This window comes from Kitasatospora sp. NPDC056327 (assembly GCF_042261735.1).
Taxonomy (GTDB): domain Bacteria; phylum Actinomycetota; class Actinomycetes; order Streptomycetales; family Streptomycetaceae; genus Kitasatospora.
Map to the genome: position 1 here is coordinate 1 of NZ_JBHJRC010000253.1, position 12,208 is coordinate 12,208.

The window sequence follows — 12,208 nt, forward strand, 5'->3', positions numbered from 1 at the left end:
GCACCGGACCGGGCGTGCGCGGGCGGACCTCCGGCGCCGGTGCCCCACGGGCCGACGGCCGGGCCCCTCCTGCCCCGCCGGGGCGGGGACGAGCCGCGGGAACTCCCCGGGGGCCTCGCGGCCGGGGCCGGTGGGGAGCGTGCGGACGGTCCTGCGGGAAGCGGGCCGGGGCCGCGGTCTACCGGGCGGAAAGTCTGCCCGGCAGGCCCTCGGCCCGGCGGACGGCGTGGGCCCGGTGGGTGGCGTAGAGGGTGACGGCGGCGGCGAGCGCCATGGCGACGAGGCCGGTGAGGGCCGCGCCGGGCCAGCCGGTGGCGTGGTAGGCGTCGGCCCCGACGGTGCCGCCGAGGCTGTTGCCGAGGTAGTAGGCGATCAGGTAGAGCGCGGAGGCCTGGGCGCGGCCCTCGGTGGCGGTGCGGCCGACGGCGGAGGAGGCGGTGGCGTGGCCGGCGAAGAAGCCGGCGGTGATCAGCACCAGGCCCAGCAGCGCGCAGGGCAGGGAGTCGGCGAGCGAGAGCAGCAGCCCGAGCGCGGTGGTGCCGATGGCGACGTGGAGGGCGCCCCGGCGGCCGAGCCGGCCCGCCAGGCGGCCTGCGGCGGCGGAGGTGCCGGTGCCGACCAGGTAGACCACGAAGATCGAGGCGGCGATCGTCTCCGGAAGGTGGAACGGCGCGGCGATCAGCCGGTAGCCGACGGTGTTGTAGACCGCGCCGAACACGGCCATGAACAGCAGGCCCAGCGCGTACAGCCGCAGCAGCAGCGGGTTCCGCAGGTGCCCGCCGACGGTGCGGGCGAGGGCGCGGGCGTCCACCGGGGCCGGGGCGAAGTGCCGGGCGGCGGGGACGAGCAGCCGGAACACGAGGGCGGCGAGCAGGGCGAGGACGGCGGAGGCGGCGAGTCCCCAGCGCCAGCCGAGGCCGGCCGCGACCCAGCCGGAGAGCAGCCGCCCGCCCATCCCGCCGATGCTGTTGCCCGCCACGTAGAGCCCCATCGCGGACGCCAGCGCGGAGGGGTGGACCTCCTCCGCGAGGTAGGCCATCGCGGTGGCGGGCAGCCCGGCGAGCGCGGCGCCCTGGAGCACCCGGAGGACGACGAGGGTGGTGAGGTCGGGCGCGAACGGCAGGGCGAGGGCAAGGCCGGAGGCGGTGAGGACGGAGGCCGTCATCACGGCGGTGCGGCCGTAGCGGTCGGAGAGCGCGCTGGCGGGGAGCAGGGCGAGCGCGAGGCCGAGGGTCGCGGCGGAGGCGGTCCAGCTGGCCCGGCCGGGGGTGAGGCCGAGGTCGTCGGAGAGGACCGGCAGCAGGCCCTGGGTGGAGTAGAGGAGGACGAAGGTCGCGACGCCGGCCGCGAACAGTGCGAGGTGGGCGCGGCGCAGGGAGCGGCTGCCGGTGCGGTGGCGGCCGTCCGGGGCGGGGGCGGTGCCGGGGGCCGGGACGGTGTCCGGGGCGGCGGGGGCGGCGTCCGGCGCGGTCGCGGACGCCTCGGTACTGGAGGGCTGCATGACCACGACCGTAGGCTCGGAGCACTGATGCGTCCAATGCATGAGTGGTCGAAAACCCATACCCTGGCGCATGAGACCAGGGCCGGAGCGCGGACGGAGCGGGACGATGACCGGTGGTACCGGGCCGAGCCGCCCCGCGGAGCTGGGCCCCGGCCTTCCGGCGGTGCAACTGGCGCCGCTGCTCGCCCAGTTCGCGGCGGTCGCGCGTCTGGAGCACGTGACGCAGGCGGCGGCGCTGCTGGCGATGCCGCAGCCGACGCTGTCGCGGTCGGTGGCCCGGCTGGAGGCGGAGCTGGGCGTGGGCCTGCTGGTCCGGCAGGGGCGGACGGTCCGGCTGACCAGGGCGGGCCGGCTGCTGCTGGCCTCGGTGGAACGGGCGCTGGGCGAGGTGGAGCGCGGTGTCGAGGCGGCCCGGGCGGAGGCCGATCCGACGAGCGGCCGGGTGGCGTTCGGTTTCCTCCACACCATGGGGACGGACGCGGTGCCGGTCCTGCTGCGGGACTTCCGGGCGGCGTACCCGCAGGTGCGGTTCCAGCTGGTGCAGGACTACGTGGGCGCGATGCTGGACCGGCTGCGCGCGGGGGAGCTGGACGTCTGCCTGGTCGCGCCGCTCCCGGAGGACGACCCGGCGCTGGCCGCCCGCCGGCTGGACGAGCAGCGGCTGCACCTGGCCGTCCCGGCGGACCACCGGCTCGCCGGGCGCCGCCGGATCCGGCTGGCGGAGGTGGCGCTGGAGCCGTTCGTCGGGCTGGAGCGCGGGTACGGGCTGCGGGCGATCACGGACGGTTTCTGCGCCGAGGCCGGGTTCGTGCCGCGGATCGCCTTCGAGGGGGAGGAGGCGGAGACGCTGCGCGGGCTGGTGGCGGCGGGGCTGGGCGTGGCGCTGCTGCCGCCGGCGCTGGTGCCGCGGCCGGGGGTGGTGGAGCTGGAGGTGACGGCGCCGCGCACCCGGCGGGCGATCGGGCTGGCCTGGGTGGCGGGGCGGGCGCTGACCCCGCCGGCGGCGGCGTTCCGGGACTTCGTGCTGTCGCGCCGCGGGCGGCTGCTGGCGCACGACTGAGGGCGCGCGGCTGAGGGCGTGCGGCCGTCGCCGCGCGGCCGGCAGTGGACGGCCGAGGTGCACGGCCGAGGGCCTCCGGCGGCCGGCCGGGGCGGTGACTGGCGAGTAGGTTGCCCGGATCGTCCCTTTGGTGGAATTCCCGGTGGACATTGGACGATTCGGGCCGGTCGGCGGTGGCCTGTCTACGCGCGTAGGAGCTACACTCCCGCAATGGAGAAGCAGATCCCCGTCACCACCGCGGGCACCGGTCCCCGGATCCCCGCCCCCGACCAGATCGCCCGCGCCCCCAAGGTGCTCCTGCACGACCACCTCGACGGCGGCCTGCGCCCCGGGACCGTGGTCGAGCTGGCCGCCGCCGTCGGCTACGAGGGCCTCCCCACCACCGACCCCGAGGAGCTCGGCGCCTGGTTCCGCGAGGCCGCCGACTCCGGCTCGCTGGTCCGCTACCTGGAGACCTTCGCCCACACCTGCGCCGTCATGCAGACCCGTGAGGCGCTGGTCAGGGTCGCCGCCGACTGCGCCGAGGACCTCGCCGCCGACGGCGTCGTCTACGCCGAGGTCCGCTACGCCCCCGAGCAGCACCTGGAGCGCGGCCTCTCCCTGGACGAGGTCGTCGAGGCCGTCCAGGAGGGCTTCCGGCTCGGCGAGGCCAACGCCCGCGCGGCCGGCCGCCGGATCCGGATCGGCACCCTGATCACCGCGATGCGGCACGCCGCGCGCTCGCAGGAGATCGCCGAGCTGGCCAACCGCCACCGCGACGGGGGCGTCGTCGGCTTCGACATCGCCGGTGCCGAGGCGGGCTACCCCCCCACCCGCCACCAGGCCGCCTTCGACTACCTCAAGGGCGAGAACAACCACTTCACCATCCACGCGGGCGAGGCCTTCGGCCTGCCGTCGATCTGGGAGGCCCTGCAGTGCTGCGGCGCCGACCGCCTCGGCCACGGCGTGCGGATCGTCGACGACATCACGGTCGAGGACGACGGCACCGTCCGGCTGGGCCGCCTCGCCGCGTACGTGCGCGACAAGCGCGTCCCGCTGGAGATGTGCCCGACCTCCAACCTGCAGACCGGCGCCGCGGCCTCGTACGCCGAGCACCCGATCGGCCTGCTCAGCCGGCTGAAGTTCCGGGTCACCGTGAACACCGACAACCGGCTGATGAGCGGCACCAGCATGAGCCGCGAGTTCGCCCACCTGGTCGAGGCGTTCGGCTACACGCTGGGGGACCTGGAGTGGTTCACGGTGAACGCGATGAAGTCGGCCTTCCTACCGTTCGACGAGCGGCTCGCGATGATCAACGACGTGATCAAGCCGGGCTACGCCGAGCTCAAGGCGGAGTGGCTGTTCAGCGCCGGGAGCTGAGGCACCGGCCCTGACCGGATGAACGCCGGTGTTCGGGACCGCAGTTGACCCACGGGTCGACACGGGACCGGCGTTCATCCGACTACTCAGTCGGGTGGGTGAACCGCCCTTGGTCCCCGCGCGATCCAGTCACTACGGTGTGCCAGTCATTGCTGACAGGCCGTGGCGGGCGGGTCCCGTCGTGCCAGCCGTGCGTGTCGGCCTCCGACGAGCACCCAAGGACGAACCACATGAAGCAGGCCACTCTCAAGGCCGCCGGCACCGCCGCGCTCGGTCTCGCCATCGCCGCGGTCGGCGCCGGAGGCGCGTCCGCCGCCCCGTCCGCCACCGGTGGTCTGGGCCTCCCGACCAACCTGCTGACCAACCCGGCGGCCACCAACGCGCTCACCGAGGCCGCGGGCAAGCTGCCGGTCGCGGACAAGGTCAGCGGCACCCTCGGCACCCTGGCCCCGACGGCCGGCCAGGCCGCCGCCCCGGTCTCCGGCGCCACCGGCAACCGGGCGGCGCTGCCGACCGTCCCGGGCCTCGACAAGACCCCGCTCGGCGGGCTCACCCAGACCCTCCCGCTCCCCGGCCTCGGCGGCTGACCCGGCCGCCGCGCACGGCCGCAGGGGCCGTCCGCTCCCCGAACGGGAGCGGGCGGCCCCTGCGGTGCGCCGTCGCCGCCGCCGGCATCACGGCTCCTGGGGGAGCAGCAGCCAGAGCGCCAGGTAGACGAGGAACTGCGGGCCGGGCAGCAGGCAGGAGACCAGGAAGATCACCCGGACGGTCCACGGGGTGAGGCCGAAGCGCTCGGCGATCCCGGCGCAGACGCCGGCGATGACGCGGTTGTGGCGGGGGCGGGCGAGGCGGCTCATGGCGGACTCCGTTGCTCTGGTGACGCCGGTGACCGGGCTCTCCGGTCGGCGTACTTCCATGCTCCGCCGCCGCCGGGCCGGAAGCCTCAGCCCGTGAGCCGATCCCGCCCCCGCCGGATGTCGTCGGCCGGCAGGACCCGGCCTCGGGGTTCCTCTCGGGGTCGGCCCGGAGACCGGCGGCCGCGCGGGCCGGGCGGCCGGCCCGTCCGGCGCCTCCCGTGCGCGGGAGTTCGGGCCGGGTGACCGCCGCCGTCCGGGATCCGGGGCCGTGCCCCGGGTGCGGCGCCCCCCGGCCGCGCGGGCGGGTCGGCGTCGCGGCGTCCGCCGCGCGCCCGTCCGGGCCCGCCGTCCGGAGGCCGGGGTGGTGCACCTCCCGGTCGCAGGCGCTGCGGACGTGCCCGCGCTCGCCGAGCCGGGCGAGCACCGCGTCGTGGACGGTGGCCGCCGCCGTGCGGCCCGGGTGCGGCTCCGGGAGCCCGGTGTACGCCTCGCGGCGGACCGGCCCGGTCCGGGCGCCGACGGGCCAGGCCGGTTCGACCGGGTTCTCCGTCGGTGCGCACACCTCGGCCGGGCCGTCGGAGTCCTCGCCCACCGCACCGTGGTGGACGGCAGGGCGGGCGGGCGTCCGTCCGCCGGGGGCGGGCGAGCGGCTGCCCGCCCGCCCGGCGGGGAACGCGGGCAGGCCGGCGACGGTCACCCGGCGCCGGACGAACAGCACCTTCTGCTCGGGGACGCCGCGTCCGGTGATCCCGTGCAGGGCCGGGTTCGCTCCGGCCGTGACCGCTCCGGCGCGGCCCACCGCCTCCCGGTGGGCCGCGGGCGCGGACTCCTGCTCGCGCCAGTGGGCGTCGAGCAGCCGGGGAGCCTCGCTGTCCGGGGGGCCGGTACCACGGCGATCCGCGCGGGCGGCATGCCCGGAGCGGCGCAGCAGCGCGGTCCGGCGGGCCCGTTCGACCCGGGCGGGGCCGTAGCGGCGGACCCAGGTGCGCGGATCGACGCGGGCGGGCGGCAGCGGACCGCGCCCGCCGCACAGGCGCGGCGCCTCGGGGCCGGGGCCGGTCCGGGCGGCGGGCTCCCCGGTGGTGACCGGGGCCTCGGGCACGGGCCCCACGGTGCTCCCTGCCCCAGGGGGAGGGGCAAGCGGTGGGGCCCGGCGGCGCGAGGGGTCAGCGGTAGTACGGCTCCACGACGGCCCGGACCTCCGCCGTCAGCGCCGGGCCGTCCTGCGGCACGGGCGGGCGGCCGCCCGCCGGGCGGATGTCCAGCAGTTGCTCGCCGGAGAGCGCGAAGACGATGCGGCCCACCCCGCTCCGGAGGAGGGCGGCCGCGCACATCGGGCAGGGTTCGCAGCTGGTGTACAGGGTGGTCCGTGCGGCCGTCGCGGGGTCGAGGTGGCGGGCGGCCCAGCGGGCGAGCTTCAGTTCGGGGTGGGCGGTGATGTCCCGGTCGGTGAGCGTGGTGTTGCGCTCCTCGGCGAGGACGGTGCCGTCCGGGGCGGCGAGGAGGGAGCCGAAGGGCGGGTCGCCGTGCGTACGGGCCTCGGCGGCCAGGGCGACGGCGCGGCGCAGCGGCGGGTGGTCGGCGGGGGTAACGCTCATGAGGGCTGGTCCGTCCGGGTCGGGTCGAGGCGGAGGTGTTCGGCGACCGCGGCGAGGGACTGCCAGGCCCGGCGGGGCCGGCGGGTCTCCTCCGGGTCGCCGTGGTAGGGGTCGAGGAGGACGGAGGCGGCGCCCAGCAGGCGGAGCCGGTCGAGGTCGGCGGCGATCTGCTCGATCGTGCCCTCGCCGGCGAGGCGCTGCGGACCGTCGACCGGCCCGGAGGTGAGCCGGAGGGCGATCCGGGGCGCGAACGCGGGTGCGGGGAGCGCCTGTTCGTCCGCGTACGCCCGCAGCCGGCCGGCCGCCTCGCACAGCCACGGCAGGGTCGTGCGCAGCGGGTGCCAGGCGTCGCCGAGACGGACGGCGCGGCGCAGGCCGGCGTCGCTGTTGCCGCCGATCCAGAGCGGGATGCGGCGGGTGCCGTAGTCGGCGGTGTCCGTCCAGGCGGCGCGCAGCCGGCGCAGGTGGTCGTCGGTCAGCCGGCCGCGCTGCTCGTAGGGGAGCCCGAGGGCGGCGAACTCCTCCCGCGCCCAGCCGATTCCGACGCCGAGGACGAGGCGGTGGCCGCTCAGCGCGTCGAGGTTGGCGGCCATCCTGGCGGTGAGGAGCGGGTGGCGGTAGGGGGCGATGAGGACGGTGGTGCCGAGGCGGAGGTGGGTGGTGTGGGCGGCCAGCCAGGCGAGGGTGGTGAACGGCTCGTAGAAGGGGGCGGGGTAGCGCTCGGCGACGTCGGGAGTGACGGCGACGTGGTCCGAGACCATCAGCAGGTCGTAGCCCAGGGATTCGACGGTGCGGGCCCAGTCGAGCAGGACCCCGGGGTCGGTGCCGGGGCCGAAGTTGGGAACGTTGACTCCGATCTTCATGGGCCAAAGCCTAGGGAGGGAACGCGGGTTGACTGAAGGGACAACCCCCGGTTCGGGGGTTGTTCCGCCGTGGAATCACCGGCAACCTGGGCTCATGACCGAGATTCTTGACGCGACGGACTGGGCGATCCTGGCCGAGCTCCAGGAGGACGGGCGGATCGCGTTCACGGAGCTGGCGCGACGGGTGAACCTGAGCGCGTCGGCGACGACGGAGCGCGTGCGGCGGCTGGAGGCGGCGGGGGTGATCACGGGCTACCGCGCCGAGGTGGACCTGGAGCGGACGGGGCACCCGGTGCAGGCGGTCGTCCGGCTGAAGTACCCGGGGCCGGCGGTCCGTCACGAACCGCTGCGGCGGCTGCTGGAGGAGCGGGCCGAGGTGCTGGAGTGCCTGCGCACCACCGGGGACGACTGCTACGTGCTGCGGATCGCTACGACGTCGATGGGGCACCTGGAGGAGATCGTCGACGAGCTGGCCCAGTTGGGCAGTACGACGACCAACCTCGTGCTCAGCCGGCCGCTGGCCTCCCGGGGCCCGGCGGTGCCGCGGGCGGGAGCGGCGCCCGAGCAGTAGCGGGGGCCGGCCGGTGGCGGCCGCGGTGGCAGCGGCCGGGGAGCGGGGCGGTGGCGGGTCCGGCGGCGAGCAGGGCGGTGAAGACGGCGCGCGCGCCCGGAAGTTCGGCAGGTCCGGCGGTGGATCCGGCCGTCACCGCTGTGGATCACCCGGGCGGTTCCGAGTATCTTGGCGACCGGCGCGCGACCGTGACGTACCGCAGGGCGTCCGACCGGCCGAGCGGTCCCGTGCTGCCCCCGGCCGGCAGCCCCGCCGGACCCGCCACGGCGTGGCCGGCCCCGCCGCCCGGGGGAGAGCCCGACGCCCCGGACGCGCTTCCTGCGGCCGGCTCGGAGCGGCTCCGTTCCCGCCCGCCGGCCGCCCCGGTCACCTCACCCCGATCAGTCCACCCCGGAGGACCTCCACCGATGAACGCCGACACCTGGCGTATCCAGCTCATCGTTCGCACCACCCAGGTCGGCGTCATCGGAGGGGCCCTCTGGGGCGCCCTGGTCGCCTTCGCCGCCTTCCACCACACCTCGGTGCCGCTCGGGGCCATGGTGGGACTCCTCTTCGGGACCTTCGTCTCCATACCGACCGGCTCGCTGCTCTCCGCCCTCCCCGAGCGGCTGGCCTTCCACCGGTGTTCCGCCCCCGCGCTCGGCGCGCTCCTCACCGCGGCGGCCGGCTACTTCGTGCTCGCCCGTGTCCTCCGCGAGCCGCACGCGCTCCTCGACCTCGACGTCGTGCTGCTCTTCCTCCTCTCCAGCGGCCTCACCGCCGTCGCCTTCTTCCTCGCCGTCCGCAGCCTCCGCCGGACCCGCGCGACGGTCTGACCGTCCGCCCGTCGGAACGCCCGGGGTGCGATCGCCGGGCCGCGGAGCGGTCCGGACCCGGCGTCGCGTGTCCGTGGCGTTCGCCGGACCCGTGCGACGGTCCGGCCGTGCGGCGGTCCGGCCGTCCGGCGGCCGTACCGTCGGAACACCCGGCGGCCGGTGCCCTCCGGACCCGGCGTCGCGTGTCCGCCTCGCGTGCCCGCGCCCGCGTCCGGCCGCTTCCGGGGAGCTGCGCCACCGGCCGACGCGGCGTCAGCCGGTGAGGCGGAGGGCGTAGTAGGCGTGCAGGGCGGCCTCGGCGCCGGAGCCGGTGGCGGTCATGATGCGCTGGGCGCGGGAGGAGCGGAGGTCCCCGGCGGTGAGGATCCGGGGGTGCTGGAGGTCGGGCGGGCAGTAGCCGTCGGCGGAGCGGACCAGGCTGCCGGGAAGGGCGGCCGGGCGGACGCCGAGGTTGACGAAGACCGTTCCGGGGGCGAAGGTGCCCAGCCCGCCGGCGGTGATCCGGCCCCCGGCGGCGGGACGCAGCTCCAGGGTGCCGAGTTCCAGCAGGGTGACGCGCGGGTCGTCGCGGACCTCGTCGGCCTTGTAGGCGTCGGCGGGCGGGTGCGGGACGATCAGGTCGAGCGGGGTGTCGGGATGGGCGCGCAGCAGGGTGCCGAGGGGGCGGTCGGCGCCGAGCACGAGCGCGCGCCGGCCGGCGAGGCGGGCCGCGTCGGCCTCCCAGAGCGGTGCCGGCGGGCCGACGGCGGCCGGGGCGAGCCAGTCGGCCTCGTCGGGGCGGGCGGCGCGGACACCGGTGGCGACGATCGCGTAGCGGCCCCGTACGCTGCGGCCCGGTCCGGCGGGGTCCGGTCCGGCCGGGTTCCGTCCGGCGCTGTCCGGTCCGGCGCTGTCCGCCCCGGCAGGGTGCGGCCCGGCCAGACGGACGGTCACCCCGCTCCCGTCCGCGTGGAGTTCGGCCGCCGTCGTGCCCGACAGGACGTCGCAGGAGCCGGCGACCTGCCGGAGGTCCGCCGCGCAGGCGTCGGCGAAGGCGGTGCCGGTGGCGAAGCCGAGCACGTTGCGCACCGCCGGGACCCGCCGCAGGGTGTCGCCCGGTTCGCGCCGTTCGACGAGCACCGAGCGGAGCCCGACGCTCGCCGCCATCACCGCCGCCGCGCAGCCCGCCGGTCCGCCGCCGACGATCACCAGGTCGTAGGGCGTCGGCCCGGTCCCCGTCACCATGCTCCGAACAACTCCTCCGTCGTCACCAGCCACCGTGCCCCGATGAGGCGCCGGGCGACCCGCAGGCCCGCGTCGTGCACCTCGGGGCCGGCCTCGCTCGCGCACGCGTCGGTGACGATCCACGGGGTGAACCCGCGCTCGAAGGCGTCCGCCGCGGACTTGAGCACGCAACTGTCCGTCGCCACCCCGCAGAACACCAGGTCCGTCCACCGCTCGGCCGCCGTCAGCGCCTCGGTCTCCGGCGTGAACCAGGTGTACGTGTGCTTCTCGACCACCGCGCGGGCCCGTGCGGCACGCGTCCGTACGGCGTCCACCAGGTCGGTCTCCGGAGCCCCGCGCAGCCGCCGCCAGTCCAGCAGCCGCTCGAACGGGCTGCCCTCGGTGTTCACGTACCGGGTGAACACCACCGGTCGCCCGCCCGCCGACCACCGGTCCACCAGCGCCCCGACGGCCGGGACGACGTGCCGCGAGTGCCGGTTGACGAAGCCGTTCTGCAGGTCGACGACGATCAGTGCCGCCCGCCGTTCCGCCAGGGGTCCGCCCACACCCGGCAGCGTAGCGCCCGCCGGGCGGAATTGCGGTTGCCGCCGCCCGGGGCTGCGGTTAGCCTCGCCGCAACACGTCGACGGAGACGAGTACCTCCGGGCCCCGCGAGCCGAGAGAGCCGCCGGCTGCTGAGAAGGCGGCCTCGCGTCCGGGAGGGAAGACACTCCCGAGTGCGGGGAGGAAATGCCCCGCCGGCCGGCCCCCGTCACCGGGCCCGAACGAGGCCGCCGCCCGCCCAGGCGACGGCGGCGAAAGTGCGGTGGCACCGCGAGTACCCTTCTCGCCCGCACTCCCAAGGGATCACCACGACGCCCCCGGAGGGCCGCGATGATCCACCACAGCACCACCGACGCCGGTACACCTGCTGCCGCACCTGCCGGCACGACCGCCGGCGCGACCGCCGGAACCGCCCGCGCACTGGCCGCCGAACTGCCCGGCCGGGTCGGCGAGCACGTCGAACTCGCCGGCTGGCTGCACCGCCGCCGCGCGCTGAAGTCCGTGACCTTCCTCGTCCTGCGCGACCGCTCGGGCCTCGCCCAGGTGGTCGCCCCCGCCGGCACGGCGGACCTGCCCGAGGAGACGGTGCTGCGCGTGCGCGGCACCGTGACGGCCAACCACCGGGCGCCGAACGGCGTCGAGCTGACCGGGCCGGCCGTCGAGGTGCTCTCCCGGCCGGTCGCGGCACCGCCGTTCGACCTCTTCCGCCCGACCGTCCCCGCCTCGCTCCCGGTCGTCCTCGACCACGCGCCCGTCACCCTGCGCCACCCCCGCCTGGCGGCGCTGCACCGCGTCTCGGCGGCCTCCGTGCACGGCTTCCGGGCGGCGCTCGACGCCCGCGGGTTCACCGAGATCCACACGCCCAAGGTGGTCTCCTCGGCGACCGAGTCCGGCGCGGAGGTCTTCGCCCTGGACTGGTTCGGGCGCCCGGCGTACCTGGCGCAGTCGCCGCAGTTCTTCAAGCAGACGATGGTCGGGGTCTTCGAGCGGGTCTACGAGACCGGGCCGGTGTTCCGGGCAGAACCGCACGACACCGCGCGCCACCTCGCCCAGTACACCAGCCTGGACGCCGAACTCGGCTTCGTCGCCGACCACCGGGACGTCATGGCGCTGGTGCGGGAGGTGCTCGCCGGGATGACCGGGGCGGTCGCCGAACGGGCCGGGGGCGCGCTCGCCGCGCTGGGCGCCGGCCTGCCGGCCGTCCCGGCCGAGATCCCGTCGCTGCACTTCACCGAGGCGATGCGGATGCTGGGTGCCGACGAGCCCGACCTGTCGCCGGAGCACGAGCGCCGGCTCGGCGCCTGGGCGCTGCGCGAGCACGGCAGCGCGTTCCTCTTCGTGACCGGGTACCCGATGCGCAAGCGGCCGTTCTACACCTGCCCCGACCCGGACCGGCCGGAGTACTCGAACAGCTTCGACCTGCTCTTCCGGGGCCTCGAACTGGTCACCGGCGGCCAGCGGCTGCACCGGTACGAGGACTGCCTCGCCGCCCTCGCCGCCCGCGGGGAGCCGGTCGGGCCGTACGAGGGGTACCTGCGGGCCTTCGCCCACGGGATGCCGCCGCACGGCGGGTTCGCGCTCGGCCTGGAGCGCTGGACGGCGCGGCTGACGGGGGAGGAGAACGTCCGGCGCACGGCGCTCTTCCCCCGCGACGTGCACCGGCTGACACCGTGAGATGAGCCGGGCGACGCCGCCGGGCGGCACCCCCTTACGACCCGCTGCTGTTCGGGGCGCGGCTGGCCGCCCAGTACGTCCTCGGCTTTCGGGCGGGGCCGGTGGGTGGGTGCGGGATGTCCCGGATCCGGGCGCCCAGCTGG

The 12,208-nt window shown here is 76.7% G+C and carries 12 protein-coding genes; 6 read left to right on the forward strand and 6 right to left on the reverse strand.

The window, feature by feature from the left end; translation table 11 throughout:
- Nucleotides 1-178: 178 nt before the first annotated feature.
- Nucleotides 179-1,501 carry an MFS transporter gene (locus ACFCX4_RS28100; protein ID WP_376148108.1) on the reverse strand — a complete coding sequence of 441 codons (1,323 nt, stop codon included), beginning with the start codon at nucleotides 1,499-1,501 and terminating at the stop codon, nucleotides 179-181.
- Between the two features lie 106 nt (nucleotides 1,502-1,607).
- Here ACFCX4_RS28100 and ACFCX4_RS28105 point away from each other — a divergent pair, with 106 nt between their 5' ends.
- The 3 genes from ACFCX4_RS28105 (at nucleotide 1,608) to ACFCX4_RS28115 (ending at nucleotide 4,507) form a co-directional block, all read left to right on the forward strand.
- Complete coding sequence (locus tag ACFCX4_RS28105; RefSeq protein ID WP_376148111.1) at nucleotides 1,608-2,561, forward strand: LysR substrate-binding domain-containing protein; 954 nt, start codon at nucleotides 1,608-1,610, stop codon at nucleotides 2,559-2,561.
- A gap of 210 nt (nucleotides 2,562-2,771) precedes the next feature.
- Nucleotides 2,772-3,920: an adenosine deaminase gene (locus ACFCX4_RS28110; protein WP_376148114.1), complete on the forward strand. Its 1,149-nt coding sequence runs from the start codon at nucleotides 2,772-2,774 to the stop codon at nucleotides 3,918-3,920.
- 230 nt (nucleotides 3,921-4,150) lie between these two features.
- The gene (locus tag ACFCX4_RS28115) at nucleotides 4,151-4,507 is read left to right on the forward strand and encodes an ATP-binding protein (RefSeq protein WP_376148117.1); all 357 of its coding nucleotides are present in this window, start codon (nucleotides 4,151-4,153) and stop codon (nucleotides 4,505-4,507) included.
- An 87-nt stretch (nucleotides 4,508-4,594) separates the two neighbouring features.
- On the opposite strand, the gene ACFCX4_RS28120 is transcribed toward ACFCX4_RS28115, so the two are convergent.
- The 3 genes from ACFCX4_RS28120 to ACFCX4_RS28130 all read right to left on the reverse strand — a co-directional run bounded on the left by ACFCX4_RS28120 (nucleotide 4,595) and on the right by ACFCX4_RS28130 (nucleotide 7,238).
- Nucleotides 4,595-4,777 carry a PspC domain-containing protein gene (locus ACFCX4_RS28120; protein WP_376148120.1) on the reverse strand — a complete coding sequence of 61 codons (183 nt, stop codon included), beginning with the start codon at nucleotides 4,775-4,777 and terminating at the stop codon, nucleotides 4,595-4,597.
- A gap of 1,166 nt (nucleotides 4,778-5,943) precedes the next feature.
- Nucleotides 5,944-6,375, reverse strand: a complete 432-nt coding sequence (locus ACFCX4_RS28125; RefSeq protein ID WP_376148123.1) for a nucleoside deaminase — start codon at nucleotides 6,373-6,375, stop codon at nucleotides 5,944-5,946.
- Nucleotides 6,372-7,238, reverse strand: a complete 867-nt coding sequence (locus tag ACFCX4_RS28130; protein WP_376148126.1) for an LLM class flavin-dependent oxidoreductase — start codon at nucleotides 7,236-7,238, stop codon at nucleotides 6,372-6,374. Before ACFCX4_RS28130 ends, ACFCX4_RS28125 begins: the two co-directional genes overlap by 4 nt.
- A gap of 94 nt (nucleotides 7,239-7,332) precedes the next feature.
- Here ACFCX4_RS28130 and ACFCX4_RS28135 point away from each other — a divergent pair, with 94 nt between their 5' ends.
- Both ACFCX4_RS28135 and ACFCX4_RS28140 read left to right on the forward strand, forming a co-directional pair.
- Nucleotides 7,333-7,809, forward strand: coding sequence for an Lrp/AsnC family transcriptional regulator (locus ACFCX4_RS28135; protein ID WP_376148129.1), 477 nt, complete (start codon nucleotides 7,333-7,335; stop codon nucleotides 7,807-7,809).
- Nucleotides 7,810-8,216: 407 nt separating this feature from the next.
- Entirely contained in the window at nucleotides 8,217-8,624 is a 408-nt protein-coding gene (locus tag ACFCX4_RS28140; RefSeq protein WP_376148132.1) for a hypothetical protein, read from the forward strand.
- A gap of 252 nt (nucleotides 8,625-8,876) precedes the next feature.
- Here ACFCX4_RS28140 and ACFCX4_RS28145 read toward each other — a convergent pair whose 3' ends face one another.
- Both ACFCX4_RS28145 and ACFCX4_RS28150 read right to left on the reverse strand, forming a co-directional pair.
- On the reverse strand, nucleotides 8,877-9,848 hold the full coding sequence (locus ACFCX4_RS28145) for an FAD-dependent oxidoreductase (protein ID WP_376148135.1): 972 nt from the start codon (nucleotides 9,846-9,848) through the stop codon (nucleotides 8,877-8,879).
- Nucleotides 9,842-10,393, reverse strand: coding sequence for an isochorismatase family cysteine hydrolase (locus ACFCX4_RS28150; protein ID WP_376148138.1), 552 nt, complete (start codon nucleotides 10,391-10,393; stop codon nucleotides 9,842-9,844). The genes ACFCX4_RS28145 and ACFCX4_RS28150 overlap by 7 nt, the downstream gene beginning before the upstream one ends.
- Before the next feature lie 328 nt (nucleotides 10,394-10,721).
- On the opposite strand from ACFCX4_RS28150, the gene aspS reads away from it, so the two are divergent.
- Nucleotides 10,722-12,065 carry an aspartate--tRNA(Asn) ligase gene (aspS, locus tag ACFCX4_RS28155; protein ID WP_376148141.1) on the forward strand — a complete coding sequence of 448 codons (1,344 nt, stop codon included), beginning with the start codon at nucleotides 10,722-10,724 and terminating at the stop codon, nucleotides 12,063-12,065.
- Nucleotides 12,066-12,208: the final 143 nt, after the last annotated feature.